This is a genomic window from Halomonas terrestris (assembly GCF_049166755.1).
In the GTDB taxonomy this organism is placed as follows: domain Bacteria; phylum Pseudomonadota; class Gammaproteobacteria; order Pseudomonadales; family Halomonadaceae; genus Halomonas.
Window position 1 is genome coordinate 188,505 of the sequence record NZ_JBMHFZ010000002.1, and the last position, 18,024, is coordinate 206,528.

15 protein-coding genes are annotated in these 18,024 nt (G+C 69.8%); 13 read left to right on the plus strand and 2 right to left on the minus strand.

The features are described 5' to 3' along the window. The first annotated feature begins 7 nt into the window (after window positions 1–7). From ACOMD9_RS03165 to ACOMD9_RS03215, 11 genes are all read left to right on the plus strand, one after another. Window positions 8–748 (plus strand): heme ABC transporter permease, encoded by a 741-nt coding sequence (locus ACOMD9_RS03165; protein ID WP_421412102.1) that lies wholly within the window; start codon window positions 8–10, stop codon window positions 746–748. Further along, window positions 748–987 carry a heme exporter protein CcmD gene (gene ccmD, locus ACOMD9_RS03170; protein WP_421412103.1) on the plus strand — a complete coding sequence of 80 codons (240 nt, stop codon included), beginning with the start codon at window positions 748–750 and terminating at the stop codon, window positions 985–987. Before ACOMD9_RS03165 ends, ccmD begins: the two co-directional genes overlap by 1 nt. 1 nt (window position 988) lies before the next feature. Then, the gene (ccmE, locus tag ACOMD9_RS03175; RefSeq protein ID WP_421412284.1) at window positions 989–1,495 is read left to right on the plus strand and encodes a cytochrome c maturation protein CcmE; all 507 of its coding nucleotides are present in this window, start codon (window positions 989–991) and stop codon (window positions 1,493–1,495) included. Window positions 1,496–1,519: 24 nt separating this feature from the next. Continuing rightward, a complete protein-coding gene (locus ACOMD9_RS03180) occupies window positions 1,520–3,511 on the plus strand; it encodes a heme lyase CcmF/NrfE family subunit (protein WP_421412285.1) in 1,992 nt (663 codons plus the stop codon). Then, a complete protein-coding gene (locus tag ACOMD9_RS03185) occupies window positions 3,508–4,041 on the plus strand; it encodes a DsbE family thiol:disulfide interchange protein (RefSeq protein ID WP_421412104.1) in 534 nt (177 codons plus the stop codon). The genes ACOMD9_RS03180 and ACOMD9_RS03185 overlap by 4 nt, the downstream gene beginning before the upstream one ends. Next, window positions 4,032–4,505, plus strand: a complete 474-nt coding sequence (locus ACOMD9_RS03190) for a cytochrome c-type biogenesis protein (protein WP_421412105.1) — start codon at window positions 4,032–4,034, stop codon at window positions 4,503–4,505. Before ACOMD9_RS03185 ends, ACOMD9_RS03190 begins: the two co-directional genes overlap by 10 nt. Further along, window positions 4,502–5,746, plus strand: coding sequence for a c-type cytochrome biogenesis protein CcmI (gene ccmI / locus ACOMD9_RS03195; protein WP_421412106.1), 1,245 nt, complete (start codon window positions 4,502–4,504; stop codon window positions 5,744–5,746). The genes ACOMD9_RS03190 and ccmI overlap by 4 nt, the downstream gene beginning before the upstream one ends. A gap of 33 nt (window positions 5,747–5,779) precedes the next feature. Then, window positions 5,780–9,271 carry a chromosome segregation protein SMC gene (gene smc, locus ACOMD9_RS03200; RefSeq protein WP_421412107.1) on the plus strand — a complete coding sequence of 1,164 codons (3,492 nt, stop codon included), beginning with the start codon at window positions 5,780–5,782 and terminating at the stop codon, window positions 9,269–9,271. A 226-nt stretch (window positions 9,272–9,497) separates the two neighbouring features. Then, complete coding sequence (zipA, locus tag ACOMD9_RS03205; protein ID WP_421412108.1) at window positions 9,498–11,042, plus strand: cell division protein ZipA; 1,545 nt, start codon at window positions 9,498–9,500, stop codon at window positions 11,040–11,042. 132 nt (window positions 11,043–11,174) lie between these two features. Beyond that, window positions 11,175–13,220: an NAD-dependent DNA ligase LigA gene (gene ligA, locus ACOMD9_RS03210; RefSeq protein ID WP_421412109.1), complete on the plus strand. Its 2,046-nt coding sequence runs from the start codon at window positions 11,175–11,177 to the stop codon at window positions 13,218–13,220. After that, on the plus strand, window positions 13,217–13,486 hold the full coding sequence (locus ACOMD9_RS03215) for a YheU family protein (protein WP_421412110.1): 270 nt from the start codon (window positions 13,217–13,219) through the stop codon (window positions 13,484–13,486). The genes ligA and ACOMD9_RS03215 overlap by 4 nt, the downstream gene beginning before the upstream one ends. 365 nt (window positions 13,487–13,851) lie before the next feature. Here the strand turns inward: ACOMD9_RS03215 and mnmC are convergent, their stop codons facing one another. Then, window positions 13,852–15,873 carry a bifunctional tRNA (5-methylaminomethyl-2-thiouridine)(34)-methyltransferase MnmC2/FAD-dependent 5-carboxymethylaminomethyl-2-thiouridine(34) oxidoreductase MnmC1 gene (gene mnmC, locus ACOMD9_RS03220; protein ID WP_421412111.1) on the minus strand — a complete coding sequence of 674 codons (2,022 nt, stop codon included), beginning with the start codon at window positions 15,871–15,873 and terminating at the stop codon, window positions 13,852–13,854. Between the two features lie 140 nt (window positions 15,874–16,013). Beyond that, complete coding sequence (locus ACOMD9_RS03225; RefSeq protein WP_421412112.1) at window positions 16,014–16,313, minus strand: YciI family protein; 300 nt, start codon at window positions 16,311–16,313, stop codon at window positions 16,014–16,016. Between the two features lie 123 nt (window positions 16,314–16,436). Between ACOMD9_RS03225 and ACOMD9_RS03230 the strand changes: the two genes are divergently transcribed. Continuing rightward, complete coding sequence (locus ACOMD9_RS03230; protein WP_421412113.1) at window positions 16,437–17,342, plus strand: PHP domain-containing protein; 906 nt, start codon at window positions 16,437–16,439, stop codon at window positions 17,340–17,342. Window positions 17,343–17,398: 56 nt separating this feature from the next. Beyond that, the gene (locus ACOMD9_RS03235; protein WP_421412114.1) at window positions 17,399–18,022 is read left to right on the plus strand and encodes an L-threonylcarbamoyladenylate synthase; all 624 of its coding nucleotides are present in this window, start codon (window positions 17,399–17,401) and stop codon (window positions 18,020–18,022) included. Window positions 18,023–18,024: the final 2 nt, after the last annotated feature.

Sequence of the window (18,024 nt, forward strand, 5' to 3'; positions counted from 1 at the left end):
GAGAGGCATGTGGGCCTTTATTAACAAATTGCGTTCCCCCAAATGGTTCTACGCCATCAGTGCACGCCTGATGCCGTGGTTCTGGGTCGCCGCGGCCGCGCTGATCCTGGTCGGGACCGTCTGGGGCCTGGCCTTTGCGCCGGCCGACTACCAGCAGGGCAACAGCTTCCGCATCATCTACGTGCACGTGCCGGCGGCCTTCCTGGCCCAGTCGATCTTCGTCAGCATGGCGGTGGCCGGGCTGGTCTACATGGTCTGGAAGATCAAGGTGGCCGACATGGCCGCCGCCATGATGGCGCCGCTGGGCGCGGCCATGGCCTTCATCGCGCTGTTCTCCGGTGCCGTGTGGGGCGTGCCTACCTGGGGCACCTGGTGGATGTGGGACGCGCGCCTGACATCCATGCTGATCCTGCTGTTCCTCTACTTCGGCGTCATCGCCCTGCGCGGGGCCTTCTCGAGCCGTGACAGCGCCTCCCGAGCGGCCTCGGTGCTGGCCATGGTGGGCGTCATCAACATCCCGATCATCAAGTATTCGGTGGACTGGTGGTATACGTTGCATCAGCCGGCCACCTTCACCGTCACCGGGCGCGTCGGCATGCCCATGGAGATGTGGGCACCGCTGCTGATCATGGTGCTGGGCTTCTACAGCTTCTTCATCGCCCTGACCCTGATGCGCACCCGCAGCGAGATCCTGCGCCGCGAATCCAACAAGCGCTGGGTGCGTGACCTGGCCGGAGAGGAGCGCTGATGGCCTTCGAATCCTTCAACGAATTCATCGCCATGGGGGGACATGCCCCCTACGTCTGGGCCTCGTGGGCCGTCACCGCGGTGCTGCTGGGCGGCATCGTCCTGCACGCCCGCGCCGAGCGCCGCCAACTGCTGCGCAACCTGCAGCGTCGCGCCCGTCGCGAGCAGCGCCTGGGAGCCGACCAGGGCGAGGTGGCGAGAGTTTCACATCAATCGGGTGGTAATCGTCATGACACTTAGCCTGACACCGAAACGCAAGCAGAAACTCTACGTGATCCTGGGGCTCGTCGCCCTGGCCGCCATCGCCGTGGGCCTGACCCTCTACGCGCTGCGCGCCAACATCAACCTCTTCTTCAGCCCGGTGCAGATCGCCGCCGGTGATGCCCCCTACGAGCGCCAGATCCGCGCCGGCGGCATGGTCAAGGAGGGCTCGGTGTCGCGCAATCGCGATAGCCTGGATGTGGAGTTCACCGTGACGGACTATGTGGACGACCTGCGCGTACACTACAGTGGCATCCTCCCCGACCTGTTCCGCGAGGGGCAGGGGGTGGTGGTGGTCGGCCAGCTGCAGCACGACGGCTACCTCAAGGCCGACCAGGTGCTGGCCCGCCACGACGAGAACTACATGCCCCCCGAGGTGGCCCAGGCGCTGGAGGAAGCGGGTTACTCGCCCGCCGACTACCAGGCCAAGGCCGCCGAGGTCGGCAAGCGGCTCGAAGCCGAGGGCGACGGCGCCAGCCAGAACTGATCCGGAGTGTCCATGCAGACCTTGATGATTCCCGAAATCGGCCACTTTGCCCTGATCATCGCGCTGCTGCTGGCGGTGGTGCAGGCGGTGATGCCCCTGGCCGGTGCGGCGACCCGTCGGCCGTTGTGGATGGCCTATGCCCGGCCCATGGCGGCCGGGCAGTTCCTGTTCGTGGCCGTCGCCTACGCCTGCCTGACGGCGAGCTACATGCTCGATGACTTCAGCGTCGCCAACGTGGCCAACAACTCCAACTCCATGCTGCCCTGGTACTACAAGGCCAGTGCTGTCTGGGGCAACCACGAGGGCTCGGTACTGCTGTGGAGCCTGATGCTCGCCGGCTGGGGCTACTTCGCCGCGCGCTTCTCGCGCGAGCTGCCCCGTGACATGGTCGCCCGGGTCATCGGCGTGATGGGGCTGGTCTGTGTCGGCTTCCTGCTGTTCATCCTGGTCACCTCCAACCCCTTCGAGCGGCTGCTGCCCAACATGCCCCAGGACGGCGCCGACCTGAACCCGCTGCTGCAGGACTTCGGCCTGATCGTCCACCCGCCGATGCTCTACATGGGCTACGTGGGCTTCTCGGTGGTCTTCGCCTTCGCCATCGCCGCCCTGCTGGGTGGGCGTCTGGACGCCGCCTGGACCCGCTGGGCGCGCCCCTGGACCAACCTGGCCTGGGCATTCCTCACCGTGGGCATCGCGCTGGGCAGCTGGTGGGCCTACTATGAGCTCGGCTGGGGCGGCTGGTGGTTCTGGGACCCGGTGGAGAACGCCTCGCTGCTGCCGTGGCTCACCGGCACCGCACTGATGCACTCCCTGGCCGTCACCGAGAAGCGCGGTGCCTTCAAGAGCTGGACGGTGCTGCTGGCGATCACCACCTTCTCGCTGTCGCTGCTGGGCACCTTCCTGGTGCGTTCCGGGGTGCTCACCTCGGTGCACGCCTTTGCCAACGATCCGTCACGCGGCTTCTTCATCCTGGTGCTGCTGGGCATCACCGTGGGCCTGTCGCTGCTCATCTTCGCCCTGCGGGCCCCGCGGGTCAGCCACAAGGTGGGCTTCACCTGGCTCTCCCGCGACGCCCTGCTGCTGATCAACAACATCATGCTGGTGATCATGACCGTCACCGTGCTGATGGGGACGGTCTACCCGCTGCTCCTCGATGCACTGAACCTCGGCAAGATCAGCGTGGGCCCTCCCTACTTCAACGCGCTGTTCGTGCCGCTGACCGTGATCATGTGCGTGTTCATGGGCCTCGGGCCGTTGTCGCGCTGGAAGCGCATGGATGGCCGCGAGCTGTGGCGGCGGCTGTGGTGGGCGGCCCTGGCAGCCGTGCTGATCGGTGGGCTGATCCCGGTCTTCTATGGCGCGGAGTGGAACCTCTGGGTGGCCCTGGGCTTCGTCACGGCACTCTGGATCGTGCTGCCGATGCTGCGCGACCTCCACGACAAGACGCGCAACGCCCCCACGCGGCTGGCCGGCCTCAAGAAGCTCTCGCTGGCCTACTGGGGCATGCAACTCGGCCACCTCGGCGTGGCGGTCACCATCATCGGCGTGGCCGTGGTGTCCAACTACAACATCGAGCGCAACGTGCGCATGGGCCCGGGCGACAGCGTGCAGGTCGCCGGCTACACCTTCACCATGACCGAGCTCACCAGCCGCCGCGGGGCCAACTTCCTGGCCGACCGCGCGCTGATCGAGGTGCAGCGTGGCGAGAGCCGTCGCAGCTTCACCATGACGCCGGAAAAGCGGCTCTACATCGCCCGCGGCATGCCGATGACCCAGGTCGCCCTGCGCCCCGGCCTCTTCCGTGATCTCTACGTGGCCATGGGCGAGGACCTCGAGGACGGCACCTGGGCCATGCGCGTGCAGTACAAGCCCTTCGTGCGCTGGCTGTGGCTGGGCGCCCTGCTGATGGCGGCCGGCGGCATCCTGGCGGTGGCCGACAAGCGCTACCGCCGCCTGGCCACCGCCCGTGATCCCGAAGCGGCGGCCGAGGCCCGGCAGCGGGAGGCCACCGCATGAAGCGTCGTCTGCTGCTGCTGTTGCCCCTGGCCGGCTTCCTGGTGCTCTCGGTGTTTCTCTACCAGGGGCTGTCGTTGAATCCCTTCCACCGGGATTCCGCGCTGATGGCCCGGGACTTCCCCGAGTTCGATCTCGCCACCCTGGAGGAGCCCGAACGCCGGGTGGACCGCTCGCTGCTGACCACCGGCGAGCTCACCCTGGTCAATGTCTGGGGCGAGTGGTGCCCCGAGTGCAAGCGCGAGATGCCGCAGCTGCTCGACCTCTCCCAGCGCCACGACATCCGCATGGTCGGCATCAGCTGGAAGGACACCCGCGAGAAGGGGCTGGGCTTCCTGGAGGAGTTCGGCAACCCCTTCGAGATCAATATCTTCGACCCGGACAACGAGCTGGGCTTCGAACTGGGCGTGTTCGGCGCGCCCGAGTCCTTCCTGGTGGATGCCGACGGGGTGATCCGCTATCACCATGTGGGCTATATCGCGCCGGGTGACGTCCGCGACAAGATCCTGCCGGAGGTGGAAAGATGGCGCTGATGCGATCCCTGATCACGACGCTCGCCCTGCTGCTGGTGGCCGGCCTGGCCCAGGCCGCGGCCATCGAGGTGCGGGAGTTCGACGACCCGGTGCTCGAACAGCGATATCGCAGCCTGACCGCCTCGCTGCGCTGTCCGACCTGCGAGAATCAGGCGATCAACGACTCCGATGCGCCGGTCTCCGGCGACATGCGCGACCGCGTCTACCTGCTGCTGCAGGATGGCCGTTCGGACATGGAGATCCGCGATCACATGGTGCAGCGCTTCGGCGACTACGTGCTCTACAACCCCCGCCTGGAAGGGCGCACCTTCCTGCTGTGGGGGCTGCCCGCCGCCCTGGTGCTGCTCGGCGGCGTGCTGGTGATCCTCGTCGTGCGTGCGCGGCGCAATGCCTCGGCCAGTGCCCTCAGCGCCGAGGAGCGTGCGCGCCTCGATGCCCTGATCAATCGCGAGAGGACCGAATGACCCTACTCTGGATTGCCTTCGCCATCCTGCTGCTCCCGGCCCTGTGGCTGCTGGCGGCTCCCCTGCGGCGCTCCCGTGCCCTGCACGACGCCCAGCGTGACTTCGAGGCCAACGACCGTTCCGCCGAGCAGAACGTGGCCATCTATCACCGTCGCCTGGCTTCCCTCGAGGCCGCCCTCGAGCGGGGGGACATCGACCAGGGCCGCTTCGAGGAGGACCGCCTCGAGCTCGATCGCAGCCTGCTCGACGACACGGAGAGCCTCAAGCGCTCGCCCCTCAAGGGCTCCGCCACCGGGCGCCTCGCGGTGCCGGTGATGATGGTCGCGGTGGTGGTGGCCAGCGTGCTCTGGTATCAGCGCGAGGGGGCCGAAGGCGACCTCACCCTGCTGGCGGTCCAGCAGGACGTGATGAGCCAGCCGGACGCCTCGATGGAGGTGATGATCGAGCGACTCGAGGAGCAGGCCGCCCGCCAGCCCGACAATCCCAATGTGTGGATGTCGCTGTTCCCGCTCTATCGCGATGCCGGCCGGGGCGACCAGGCGATCCATGCCCTGGAGCGGCTGATCGAGATCGAGGGGCGTATCGCACCGCTTCTCGGCCAGCTGGCGCAGATCAAGTTCTTCGTCGCCAACCGGCAGCTCACCGGCGAGGTGCAGGCGCTGGTCGACGAGACCCTGGCGCTGGACTCCAGCCAGCCCACCGTCCTCGGCGTGCTGGGGATCGAGGCCTTCGACCGCGGCAACTACGAGGCGGCCATCGACCACTGGCGGCGTGCCATCGCCGGCATGGACGACCCCGCCTCCGGCGAGGCCCTGCGCGAGGGCATCCGCGTGGCCCAGCAGCGCATGGGGGTTGCCCCGGACGCGCAGGACCCGGTTGCCGCCGAGGGCCCCGGCATCCATGTGCGGGTCAGCCTGGACGACGACCTGGTCGGTCGCCTCGACGACGATGCCGCGGTCTTCGTGGTGGCCCGGGACATGGAGGGCGAGCTGCCGCCGCTGGCCGTGGCCCGGCTGAGCCTGGCCGACCTGCCGACCGAGCTGGTGCTCGACGACAGCCGCTCGATGTCGCCCGAGGCGAGTCTCTCCCAGGTGAACGAGGCGAGGCTGATGGTGCGCGTCTCGTCCAGCGGCGATGCCACTCCCCGGGCCGGCGACCTGTTCGGCGACCGCGAGGGTGTTGCGGTGGGCAGCGTCGACGGTGATCCCGTCGAGGTGGTGATCGACCGCGTCTTCGAGTGACCTTCTTCCAATAACAAGAACGGGAAAGCCGTCATGCGTCTCAAGTCGATCCGCCTGGTCGGGTTCAAGTCCTTCGTCGATCCGGTCACGGTGCCCTTCGACGGCAACATGACGGCCATCGTCGGGCCCAACGGCTGCGGCAAGTCGAACATCATCGATGCCGTGCGCTGGGTCATGGGGGAGTCCTCGGCCAAGACCCTGCGCGGCGAGTCGATGACCGACGTGATCTTCAACGGCTCCACCGGCCGCAAGCCGGTGGGGCAGGCCTCCATCGAGCTGCTCTTCGACAATCGCGACGGTGCCATGGGCGGCATCTACGCCCAGTATGCCGAGATCGCCGTCAAGCGCCTGGTCACCCGCGACGCCCAGTCGAGCTACTTCTTCAACGGCCAGAAGTGCCGCCGCCGCGACATCGCCGACCTCTTCCTCGGCACCGGCCTCGGGCCGCGCTCCTATGCCATCATCGGCCAGGGCATGATCTCGCGGTTGATCGAGGCACGCCCCGAGGAGCTGCGGGCGACTCTCGAGGAGGCCGCCGGCATCTCCAAGTACAAGGAGCGCCGCCGCGAGACCGAGAATCGCATGCGCCGCACCCAGGAGAACCTGGAGCGCCTGGAGGACATCCGCGAGGAGCTCGACAAGCAGCTCGAGCGCCTCAGGCGCCAGGCCGAGGCCGCCCGCCGCTACCAGACCCTCAAGCAGGAGGAGCATCGGGTGAAGGGCGAGCTGGCACTGCTGCGCGCCCGTGCCCTGCGGGCCAGCCAGACCGAGCAGGAGACCCGCGTCCGCGAGCTGGAGACCGGCGTCGAGCGCGAGGTCCTGGGACTGCGCCAGTGCGAGACCCGCCTCGAGGAGGCCCGCGCCGACCACGACCGCCTGGCCGGCGAACTCGATGCCCAGCAGGGTCGCTTCTACGAGACCACCACCGCCATTGCCCGCCTCGAGCAGGACATCGAGCACGCCCGAGCCCGCGATGCCCAGCTCGCCCGCGACCTGGAGAATGCCCGGCGCGAACTGGCCGAGCTCGACCGCCTGGGCGAGGACGACGGCGAACGCCTGGTGCGCCTGGATGAACGGCTCGAGACCCTCACCCCCGAGCGCGAGGAGGCCGCCGAGCAGCTGGCCCAGCTGGAGGCCGGCGTCGAGGAGACAGAGCCCGAGGCCGAGGAGGCCGATGCCGCCTGGGAAGCCTTCAACGAGCAGTGGCGTGAAGCCAGCCGCGAGGCCGAGCGCAGCCAGGACCGCCTGCGCGAGCTGGAGTCGCGACTCGAGCGGATCGAGGGCGACGAGCGCCGCCGCCGCCAGCAGCATGACGAGCTGCCCGACATCGCCCTGCTCGGCGAACAACGCCGGGAGCTGGCCGAGCGCCTGGCCGAGCTGGCGCTGTCGCGCGACGCGGTGGAGGAGCGTCGCGAGTCGCTCCAGGCCAGCCGGGACGAGGCACGGGAGCAGGTGCGCGAGGCCGAACAGGCACGCGAGGCCGATCGTCAGCGGCGCAGCGAACTGCAGGGCGAGCTGGCCTCCCTGGAGGCCCTGATCCAGGCCGGCCTGGCCGATCACGACGAGGCCCTCGACGCTCACCTGGCCGAGCGCGGCCTGGCCGAGGCCCCGCGCCTGGGCGAGAGCCTCGAGGTCGACCCGGGCTGGGAGGAGGCGGTCTCCTGGGTGCTCGCTCCCTGGATACGGGCTCGCCTGGGCCCGCTCGCCGAAGGGCGGGCGGCCCTGGATGCCGCGCCCGGGGAGCTCGGCCTGCTCGAGGCCGACGCGCGCCCCGCCCCGGCCGACAGCCTCGCGGCGCGTGTCCGGGGCGCCGGCGCCGCCGCCCAGTGGCTGGCCGGCATCCGCTGTGTCGAGTCCCGCGAGGCGGCCTGGGCGGAACGGGCCTCGCTCTCGTCCGGCGAGAGCCTGATCACCGCCGACGGCCTCTGGCTGGGGGATGGCTGGGCGCGTCACCGCGGCCAGGGCGAGGGGCTCGATGCCCTGCTGGTCAGCCGACGCCGCGAGGCCGAGGCCCGCAGCGAACTCGACGAGGTCGAGGCGCGCCTGGACGAGCAGGAGACGCGCCTCGCCGCCGCCGCCGAGCGAGTCGAGCAGGCCGAGGGGGCCCTGGAAGCGTCGCGGCTGGAGGAGCGGGACCTCGACCAGCAGTGCCAGCAACTGGCCGTGCAGGACAGTGGCCTGGCCAGTCGCCTCGAGCATCTCGAAGGGCGGGCGGCCGAACTCGACGAAGAGCTCGCCGGGCTGGTCGAGGCGCGCGAGGAGGCATTGCTGGCCATCGAGGAGGTGCGGGATCGCTGGCAGCAGGCCATGGCCCGGCTCGAGGAGGGCACCGAGCGGCGCGAGCGGCTCGACCGCGAGCGCCAGCAGGCCCGCGAGCGGCTCGCCTCGCTGCGCAGTCGGCAGCGTCCGCTGGCCGACGAGGTCCAGCGGCTCGCCCTGGAGCAGGAGCGCCTGAGCGCCGAGCGGGCCGGTCTGGCCGAGCAGCAGGGGCGCGCCGGCGAGGTGCGCGAGCGCCTCGAGCAGCGTGCCGCCGAGCTCGAGGAGGAGCGCGAGATGCTGCGCGAACCGGAGGAGGAGCGCCGCGAGCGACTCGACGAACTGCTCGACCGCCGCGAGCGCGAGGAGCGCGCCCTGAACGAGGTACGCAGCCGGGCCGCCGAACTGGTCGAGCGGCTGCGCAAGGACGAACAGGCCCGCCAGGGCCACGAGCGCAACCTCGAGGGTATCCGCGAGCGGCTGCAGGAGGCGCGGATGCAGGTCCAGGCGCTGAGGCTCAAGGCCGAGACCCAGGACGAGCAGCTCGGCGAACTGGGTCACGACGCCGATGCCCTGGCCGAGTCGCTCGATCCCAATGCCACCGAGTCCGCCTGGCAGACCCGCCTCGAGGAGCTCGGCGAGCGCATCCGCCGGCTCGGGGCCATCAACCTGGCGGCCATCGAGGAGTACGACCAGCAGGCCGAGCGGCGCGACTACCTGGAAGCCCAGCACGCCGAGCTCAGCGAGGCCCTGGAGACCCTCGACCGGGCGATCCGCCGCATCGACCAGGAAACCCGTACCCGCTTCCGCGAGACCTTCGAGCGAGTCAATGCCGGCCTGCAGTCACTTTTTCCGCGGGTCTTCGGCGGCGGAACCGCATGGTTGACCCTGACCGGCGAGGATTTGCTCGAGACCGGCGTGGCCATCATGGCGAGGCCACCGGGCAAGAAGAACAGCACCATTCACCTGCTGTCCGGTGGCGAAAAGGCACTCACCGCCCTGTCGATGGTCTTTGCCATCTTCCAGCTCAATCCGGCACCCTTCTGCATGCTCGACGAGGTGGATGCTCCCCTCGATGATGCCAATGTGGGTCGCTATGCGAAGCTGGTGAAGGAGATGTCGGAGACCGTCCAGTTCATCTATATCACCCACAACAAGATCGCCATGGAAGCATCGGAACGTCTCATGGGCGTGACCATGCAGGAGCCCGGGGTATCACGCCTGGTGGCGGTGGGCGTCGAGGAGGCCGCGGCCCTGGCCGAGGCCTGATGGACTTGATCGTGAACGGCAAAAGGGGTAACAAGGAAGGTAACGTTGCTGCATTGCATGGATGCACTGGGATTATGGAAGGGCGATTGCACAGGGCACTGTCGACTCTCGGCAGAAAAAGGCCGGGCTTGACAAACAAAAAAAGTGGCCCTTTTTTTGGCAATCGCGCTATGCTGTTGACGGACAACCATCAGGCATGGCGCCTTAGCAAAAGGCATGACGACCCATGGAACTTAGAGAGTGGCTGATCATCCTGGGGTTGGCGCTGGTGACCCTCATCGTCATCGATGGAGTGCGTCGCCTGCAGCGTCAGCGTCGAATCCCTCGCCTCGACGAGGTGGAAGGCGATGCGCGAGGGCAGGACCTCGACCCCGAAGCGGCGGCCCGCGAGGCTGAAATCAACTGGGAACTGCCCAATGGAGGGGCGCGAGTCGTCAGGCCCGCGGATTACAGTAGCCTGCAACCCAAGCCCAAGCTCGAACGCCAGGCACATCCCGGCCCCTCTCGCGTGCTGGCCGGCCTGAGGGCGAGCGCCAGCCAGGAGGCGGCCTCGTCGGCAAGCACGGCATCCGCGGAGCCGGAATTCCCGCCTGCGCGTGAAACGCGCCACGAGCCCGCCGCTTCCCGCCCGGCCGAGCCGGCTTCCCGTCAGACGGAAGCCAGCCCGGCGGTGGCGGAAGACCACGGGTCGCCGTCCAGCGAGGGGGCCACTGAGGGGCGGCGTGAACCCAGCCTCTCGGCTTGGGAGGACGATACCGCCGAGACCGGGATGGAGGCAGGGGCCGAACCCCTGGCCGCCGATCCCGGGGACCACGACGACTACCAGGAGATCGAGCGCCATCGCCTGGTGGATCTCGACGGCGTGGGCGACACGATCAAGAGCGGATCGCGGCGCATGGGTGCCACGATGCAGCGCTTCGGTGCCTCGCTGCAGAAGTCCATCGCCGACCGCCGCGAGCAGAAGCGGCTCGAGAGGGAGCGCCGCGAGCAGGAGAGGGCAGAGAAGGCCGCCCGCGAGGCCGAACAGCGTCGCCGGGCCGAGGAGGCGAAGGCGGCCCGCGAGGCCGAGGCCATCGCCCAGGCCGACGACGACGATCCACTGTTCACCCCGCCGCGGCTGCGCAGTGCCGAGGAGCTCGCGTCCGGGGCCGATGCCCGTCGTCCTGACGACAGCGAATCCCCGGCCGCCGAGCGACAGGCGCACCGCGACGAGGCCCCGGCCTTCGAGGAGCGTTACCAGAGCGATGTGGTGCGCGCCCATCCGGTGCTGGAGAAGGCCCTGCGTCACGACGTCAGCGCCGAGCACGCCCGGCACGCGCTCAGCCACGCCGAGGAGATCATCGTCATCAGCGTGATGTCGCGCGAGGAGGAGGGCTTCTCGGGGACCGCGCTGCTCGACCTGATGCTCGCCTGCGGGCTCCGCTACAGCCGCGACATGGGCATCTTCCACCGTTTCGAGACCGAAGACCCGGAGAGTCAGCTGCAGTTCTCGATGGTCAATGTGCTCAAGCCGGGCACCTTCCCCATCGAGTCCATGGACGACTTCCGTACCCCGGGCGTGACCCTGCTGATGCCCCTGCCGGGAGCCAGCGACACCGCGGCCGCCTTCGAGGCGATGGTCGAGACCGCCATGGTCGTCGTGCGTAACATGGGCGGCGAGCTGAAGGACGAGAACCAGAGCGTGATGACCGCCCAGACGGTGGAATTCGCCCGCCAGCGGGTTCAGGAGTTCGAGAGGCGCAACCGCCTCAACCGCTATCAGGTGAACTGAAGCCGGAAGCGGCAAGCTTGAAGCTGGAACAGGAACAACCCCATGAACTCATGGGGTTGTTCCTTTATGGGGTGCAGAAAACGCGGGTATGCGAAAATAGCCCGGCCTTCGTGATACCAGACCAGGGACACCATGAGTCAGCCCGACCAGAAGATCCGCGACGAGGTCGTGCGCCTGCGTGCCGAGCTCGAGGATGCCAACTATCGCTACTACGTGCTCGACGAGCCGCGCCTGACCGATGCCGACTACGACCGCCGGCTGCGCCGGTTGCAGGAAATCGAGGACGCGCACCCCGAGCTGGTGACGCCGGACTCGCCCACCCAGCGGGTCGGCGCGGCACCGGACGCCGGTTTCCCCGAGGTCCAGCACGCCGTGCCGATGCTGTCGCTGGACAACGCCTTCGACGAGGCGGAGCTCGCCGCCTTCGTCAAGCGCATCGGCGACCGCCTCGAGCGGGACGGCGACGACCTGGCCTTCTGCTGCGAGCCCAAGCTCGACGGCGCCGCGGTGTCGCTGGTCTACGAGCATGGCGTGCTGGTCAGCGGTGCCACCCGGGGCGACGGCCGCATCGGCGAGGGCATCACCTCCAACCTGCGCACCCTGCGCTCCATCCCGCTCAGGCTGCGCGGTAATGCCCCCCCGGACCTGCTGGAGGTGCGCGGCGAGGTGATCATGAGCCATGCCGGCTTCGAGGCCCTGAACGACAGGGCACGGGAGGAGGGCGGCAAGGTCTTCGCCAACCCGCGCAACGCCGCCGCCGGCAGCCTGCGCCAGCTCGACCCCAGGATCACCGCCACCCGGCCGCTGGAGTTCAGCGCCTACCAGGTGGCGCGGATCGATCCGGACCCGGGCGACGCCACCCACAGCGAGCTGATGGCGCGCCTCGGCGATCTCGGCCTGCGCACCAGCGCCGAACTCGAGGTGGTCACCGGTAGCCAGGGGCTGATCGACTACTGCCGCACCCTGGGCGAGAAGCGCGACGGCCTCGGTTACGACATCGACGGCGTGGTGATCAAGGTCGATGACCTGCGCCTGCAGCGCGAGCTGGGCTTCGTGGCCCGCGCGCCGCGCTGGGCCATCGCCTACAAGTTCCCCGCCCAGGAACAGACCACCCGGCTCAACGACGTGGAGTTCCAGGTCGGCCGTACCGGGGCGATCACCCCGGTGGCGCGGCTCGAGCCGGTCTCGGTGGCCGGCGTCACCGTCTCCAATGCCACCCTGCACAACGCCGACGAGATCGCCCGCCTGGGGGTGATGATCGGCGACACCGTGGCCATCCGCCGCGCCGGCGACGTGATTCCCCAGGTGGTGCGGGTGCTGGAGGAGGAGCGCCCGGCGGATGCCCGGGAGATCGTCTTCCCCAGCCGCTGTCCGGTGTGCGACTCCGAGATCGAGCGCATCGAGAGCGAGGTCGTCTCGCGCTGTTCCGGCGGGCTCTACTGTGCCGCCCAGCGCAAGGAGGCCCTCAAGCACTTCGCCTCGCGCCGCGCGCTCGACATCGACGGCCTCGGCGAGAAGCTGATCGATCAGCTGGTCGAGCGCGACTGGGTCACCTCGCCGGCGGACCTGTTCCGGCTCGAGGCCGAGCGGCTGGCCGACCTGCCGCGCATGGCGCAGAAGTCCTCCGAGAACCTGGTGGCGGCGCTGGAGAGGGCCAAGCGGACGACCCTGCCCCGCTTCATCTACGCCCTGGGCATCCGCGAGGTGGGCGAGGCCACCGCCGCCAACCTGGCGCGCCACTTCGGTACCCTGGAGGCCCTGATGGCCGCCGAGGTCGAGGACCTCGAGGCCGTGGAGGACGTCGGCCCGGTGGTGGCCGCCCATGTGCACACCTTCTTCCGCCAGCCCCACAACCGCGAGACCATCGAGGAGCTGATCGCCTGCGGCCTGCAGTGGGAGGAGGAGAAGGTCGGCGAGCGTCCCCAGCCGCTGGCGGGCCAGACCTGGGTGCTCACCGGCACCCTGGAGAGCATGACCCGCGACGAGGGCAAGGCACGCCTGCAGGCACTGGGCGCCAAGGTCGCCGGCAGCGTGTCGAAGAAGACCGCCGGGGTGGTGGCCGGCCCGGGGGCCGGCAGCAAGCTCGAGAAGGCCATGCAGCTCGGCGTCGAGGTGCTCGACGAGGCGGCCTTCCTCGCCCGGCTCGAGGCCTGGGAGAACGGAGAGGAAGCGCAATGAATGACGGTCGCTTTATCGAGGTCCCCTACCGCATGCTGCCGGGCGAGACCCTGGATGCCCTCCTCGAGGCCTTCGTCACCCGCCAGGGCTACGACACCACCGACACCGGCGAGGGCATGCAAGGCTGGGTCGCCGAGCTCAAGCGCCAGCTCGAGCGTGGCGAGCTGATCATCGCCCACGATCTCCAGACCGAGAGCACCGAGGTGATGACGCTGGCCCAGTGGCGCGCCTTCGGCCGCGACCTGGCCGACGACGAGGAAGGGTAGGGATCCATGGCCGCAGCCCGTCCGCTGTGGGAGCGGAGCTCCAGGGCAGGCATCGACCACCTTGTGGGAGCCGCGCTTTGCGGGGCGATGCGGCGCGAAGCGGCGCTGGGCGGTGGTCGGCAACGCTGACGGTTGCCGCCGGGGCGCCTTCGGCGCCAATCGCGCAGAAAATCTGCACTCCCACAGGGGCGCTGGCGGTCATCCGCCGCCGAGGCGGGGATTTGCCTGCCTGTGGGAGCCGCGCTTTGCGGGGCGATGCGGCGCGAAGCGGCGCTGGGCGGTGGTCGGCAACGTTGGCGGTTTCCGCCAAGGCGCCTGCGGCGCCAATCGCTCGGCGGAGCCGAACTCCCACAGAAGGCTGCGAGTCAGGCCTGCTTCCCCCTCACCAGGTCCCTGATGATCCGCCGGCCCGGGTGCAGATGGTCCACCAGCGGCTGCTCCAGGGGCAGCGGCTCGTCGCAGATCATCGAGGCCAGCAGCTCCGCGCAGAGCGGCGCGCTGGCCAGCCCCCGGGAGCCATGGGCGGCGCTGATCCAGAGCCCCTCGTGGTGGCGCCCCGTGACGTCGGGCACCTGGGTGGCGTCCCGGGCCAGCACCGCGTAGTCCTCCCGCCACGCCTCGGCGTCGGGTACCGGCCCGGCGTAGGGCGACTTGTCGGGGCTCGCCGCCCGTACGCCCACCCGGCCGGTGAGGCGTGCGGGGGATAGATCCGCCCCCGCGGCGCGCAGCGCCTCGACGAAGGCGGGCAGGCCCCGGGCCAGCTCGGCCAGGTTGGCGGCGTGGTCCGCCTCGCGCTCCGCCGTGTCGGTCTCTCCCGGGGCAAAGGTGGCGCCGAAGTTGAGCACACCGTCCGCCGCCGGGGGCACATAGCCGCCGGCGCACACTACCCGACCCAGGGTGGGGGCGCCTTCGGGGACCGCAAGCTGACTGACCTGGCCGCGCACCGGCTGCAGGGGCAGGGCGGCGGTCTGGGCGAAGCCGGCGGCCTCGCTGGCCCCGGCGACCACCACCTGGTCGGCCCGAAGCACCTCGCCGTCGGCCAGGCTCAGGTTCCAGCCGTCGGCGTCCTTCTCCAGCGCCGTCACCTCGCCCTGCCGGAAGGCGACGCCCGAGGTGGCGGCCAGGCGCGTGCAGAGCGAGAGCGGCCGGACCCAGGCGGCGCAGGGGTAGTCCAGAGCCGGCCCCGGCACCTCGATGCCGGCCACCGCGCTGGCCGCCTCGGCGTCGAGGCCGCGCACCACGCTCTCGGGCAGCGGGTGGTTGGCCAGGAAGCGCGCCTGGCGTGCCTGCTCCTTCTCGCTCAGGGCCAGCTGCAGCACGCCGCTGGGACGCCACAGCCGCTGTTCGGGGTCGAGTGTTTCGAGCCAGCGCCGGCTGTGCAGCAGCCCGGCCAGGTAGGTGCGGCTCTGCAGGTTGGTGTCCACGGCCAGCTTCACGTAGAGCGCCCCCTGCAGGTGGGTCTCGCCGAGGCTGGCACGGTCGAAGCGGTCGATCAGGGTGACCGCGACGCCGCGCCGGGCCAGGGCGGCGGCGGTGCTGGCCCCGGCGATGCCGGCGCCGATCACCGCCACACGGCGCGGCGGCCGGGCGGCGGGGGGCGTGAACCAGGGGGAGCGGGTTCGCCGCTCATCCAGCGGTGGCGCGTCGATCTCGCCGGCGAGCATCTCGCGCTTGCGACCGAAGCCCGGCACCTTGCGCCAGGCAAAGCCTGCTTCGGCCAGGCCGCGCTTGACGACGCCCGCACAGGTGAAGGTGGCGAAGGTCGCCCCGGGGCGCGAGCGGGCCGCCATGGCGAGGAACAGTTCGGGCCGCCACATCTCCGGGTTCTTGGCCGGCGCGAAGCCGTCGAGGAACCAGGCGTCGATCCGGCCGTCGAGGAGCCGCAAGCGTTCGGTGGTATCGCCGAAGTGCAGGTCCAGGGTCACCCTCTCGTCGAGCCACAGTCGGTGTACCCCGGCCACCGGCTCGGGCCATTGGGCCACCAGCCGCGCGGCACGCGGGGCGAGGTCGGGCCAGGCGGCGAGCGCCCGGGCCAGGTCCTCGCGGGTGAGCGGGAACCGTTCGGTGGAGACCAGGTGCAGCCTCGCGCCCGCCGGGGCATGGGTGTCGAAGCAGGCCCAGGCACAGAGCAGGTTGAGCCCGGTACCGAAGCCCGTCTCGCCGATCACGAAGGGGCGCGTCTCGCGCCACTCGGCGAACCGCCGTGGCAGGTCGTTGCCGGCGATGAAGACATGCTCGGTCTCGGCCCGGCCGTCATGGCGGGAGAAGTAGACATCGTCGAAGGCCCGGGAGTGGGGCGAGGACTCGCCCGTCTCGTCCCGGCGCCAGTCGAGGCAGGCAGTCTCCAGGCCCGCCATCGGAGGCAGGCCATCGGCGGTAGCGGTCAAGGCGTGGCTCCGATGGGCAGGTGCTGGTCAGAACTTGATCATTGCCGCCGCAGCGCCATCGTGACAGGGCTGTCGCAAGGCGTCCGCGGCGTATCAACAGCGTTATCCACAGAGTCTGTGCAAAACCCTCGGTGGATAAGTCAGGGGAAGACCTTCTTGTAGGGCTTGACGGTCACCCTGGCGTAGACCCCCGCGATCATGTAGGGGTCGGCATCGGCCCAGGCCTGGGCCTCCTCCAGGTTGTCGAACTCGGCCACCACCAGGCTGCCGGAGAAGCCGGCCTCGCCCGGGTCTTCGCTGTCGATGGCCGGATGCGGGCCGGCCAGGACCAGGCGCCCCTCGTCGCGCAGCGTCTCGAGGCGGGCCAGGTGGTCGGGGCGGGCGGCAAGGCGCCGCTCCAGGCTGTTCTTCACATCTTCGCTGATGATCGCATAGAGCATCGCAGTCGCTTCCTCGGGGTTGTGCGGCACGGGCCGCAGGGGGCCAGCGGGGCTCGACATTGACCGATATCGGCCGGGCGAGCACCATGTAAGGATATTCTGACAAAGTCACCTGCCGGCGTCATGCCAATGAATGCACTTCCCGCCCGTTTCGAGGGCGAGAGCCGCCCGTTGACCGTCGACCTGCACATGCACTCCACCGCCTCGGACGGCGCCCTGCCGCCCGCCGAGGTGGTGGCGCTGTGCCGGGCGCGCGGCCTGACTCACATGGCGCTCACCGATCACGATACCATGGCCGGCATCGCCGAGGCCGCCGCTGCTGCCGAGCGCGAGGGCATCCGCCTGATGCCCGGCAGCGAGCTCTCCACCCGCTGGGCCGGGATCAATATCCATGTGGTCGCCCTGCTGCCCGAGGGAGCGCAGGGTGCCCTGGTCGAGGGGCTCGAGCGCCAGGCCGTGGCCCGCCAGGCCCGCGCCGAACTCATTGCCCGGCGCATGGAGAAGCTGGGGCTCGAGGATGCCCTGTCCCGCGCCCGGGAACAGGCCGGTTCCCTGCGCCCGCTGGGTCGACCCGACTTCGCCAGGGCCCTGGTGGCGGCGGGGCTGGTGCCTGATGTGGCCACGGCCTTCAGGAAGCACCTCGGCAACGGCAAGGCCGGCGACGTCAAGGCGCACTGGCCGGAGCTCGCCGAGGCGGTGGGCTGGATCCTCGATGCCGGCGGCGTGGCGGTACTCGCGCATCCGCTGCGTCACGGCCTGACCCGGCGCAAGCGGGGCCTGCTGCTGGACGCCTTCCGCGCCGCGGGCGGCCAGGCCGCCGAGCTGGTCAGCGGCTTCCAGAACCCGGACGCGACCCGGGACCTGGCCCGCCAGTTCCAGGAGCGCGAGCTCTACGCCTCGCTGGGCAGTGACTTCCACTTCCCCGGCGGCCACCTGGCCCCGGGCAGCATGAGTCCGGTGCCGCGCACCGCCACCCCGCCGGTCTGGTCCCATCCGCGGCTGGCCGGCTTCGCCGAGGCCGCGGCGTGAGCACCGGAGCGCGCTATAGTGACAGACATTCATCGGCCATCGAACAGGGAGCTCGCATGAGCCAGTTCTTCCAGATCCATCCAGACAACCCGCAGAAGCGGCTGATCGACCAGGCGATACAGATCATTCGTGACGGTGGCGTGGTGGCCTACCCCACCGATTCCGGCTATGCCCTGGGCTGCCACCTGGGCGACAAGAAGGCCATCGAGAGGATCAAGTGGTTGCGCTCGCTGGACGACAAGCACAACTTCACCCTGGTCTGCTCGGACCTCTCCGAGATCGGCACCTACGCCAAGGTGGACAACGCCGTCTTCCGGCTGCTCAAGGCCCATACCCCGGGGGCCTACACCTTCATCCTCAACGCCACCACCGAGGTGCCGAGGCTGCTGCTGCATCCCAAGCGCCGCTCCATCGGCATGCGGGTGCCGGATCACAACATCACGCGAGCCCTGCTCGGTGCCCTGGGGGAACCGCTGATGAGCGTGACCCTGATCCCGGTGGACGAGACGTTGCCGATGACCGACCCGGAAGAGATCCGCGACCGCTTCGGCACCCACCTCGACCTGATCATCGACGGCGGCGCCTGCCACCTCGAGGCGACCAGCGTCATCGACCTGCGCGAGCTGCCGCCGAAGATCGTCCGCGAGGGGCGCGGCGACGTCGAGCCGTTCCGCGAGTAGCC

Bases quoted from the DNA above. Each gene is read 5' to 3' on its own strand.
- ACOMD9_RS03185 (WP_421412104.1), top strand. From the start codon at position 3,508: ATGAAGCGTCGTCTGCTGCTGCTGTTGCCCCTGGCCGGCTTCCTGGTG.
- ligA (WP_421412109.1), top strand. From the start codon at position 11,175: ATGAGTCAGCCCGACCAGAAGATCCGCGACGAGGTCGTGCGCCTGCGT.
- zipA (WP_421412108.1), top strand. From the start codon at position 9,498: ATGGAACTTAGAGAGTGGCTGATCATCCTGGGGTTGGCGCTGGTGACC.
- ACOMD9_RS03165 (WP_421412102.1), top strand. From the start codon at position 8: ATGTGGGCCTTTATTAACAAATTGCGTTCCCCCAAATGGTTCTACGCC.
- ACOMD9_RS03225 (WP_421412112.1), bottom strand. From the start codon at position 16,313: ATGCTCTATGCGATCATCAGCGAAGATGTGAAGAACAGCCTGGAGCGG.
- ACOMD9_RS03215 (WP_421412110.1), top strand. From the start codon at position 13,217: ATGAATGACGGTCGCTTTATCGAGGTCCCCTACCGCATGCTGCCGGGC.
- ccmD (WP_421412103.1), top strand. From the start codon at position 748: ATGGCCTTCGAATCCTTCAACGAATTCATCGCCATGGGGGGACATGCC.
- ACOMD9_RS03180 (WP_421412285.1), top strand. From the start codon at position 1,520: ATGATTCCCGAAATCGGCCACTTTGCCCTGATCATCGCGCTGCTGCTG.
- ACOMD9_RS03190 (WP_421412105.1), top strand. From the start codon at position 4,032: ATGGCGCTGATGCGATCCCTGATCACGACGCTCGCCCTGCTGCTGGTG.
- ccmI (WP_421412106.1), top strand. From the start codon at position 4,502: ATGACCCTACTCTGGATTGCCTTCGCCATCCTGCTGCTCCCGGCCCTG.
- smc (WP_421412107.1), top strand. From the start codon at position 5,780: ATGCGTCTCAAGTCGATCCGCCTGGTCGGGTTCAAGTCCTTCGTCGAT.
- ACOMD9_RS03230 (WP_421412113.1), top strand. From the start codon at position 16,437: ATGCCAATGAATGCACTTCCCGCCCGTTTCGAGGGCGAGAGCCGCCCG.
- ACOMD9_RS03235 (WP_421412114.1), top strand. From the start codon at position 17,399: ATGAGCCAGTTCTTCCAGATCCATCCAGACAACCCGCAGAAGCGGCTG.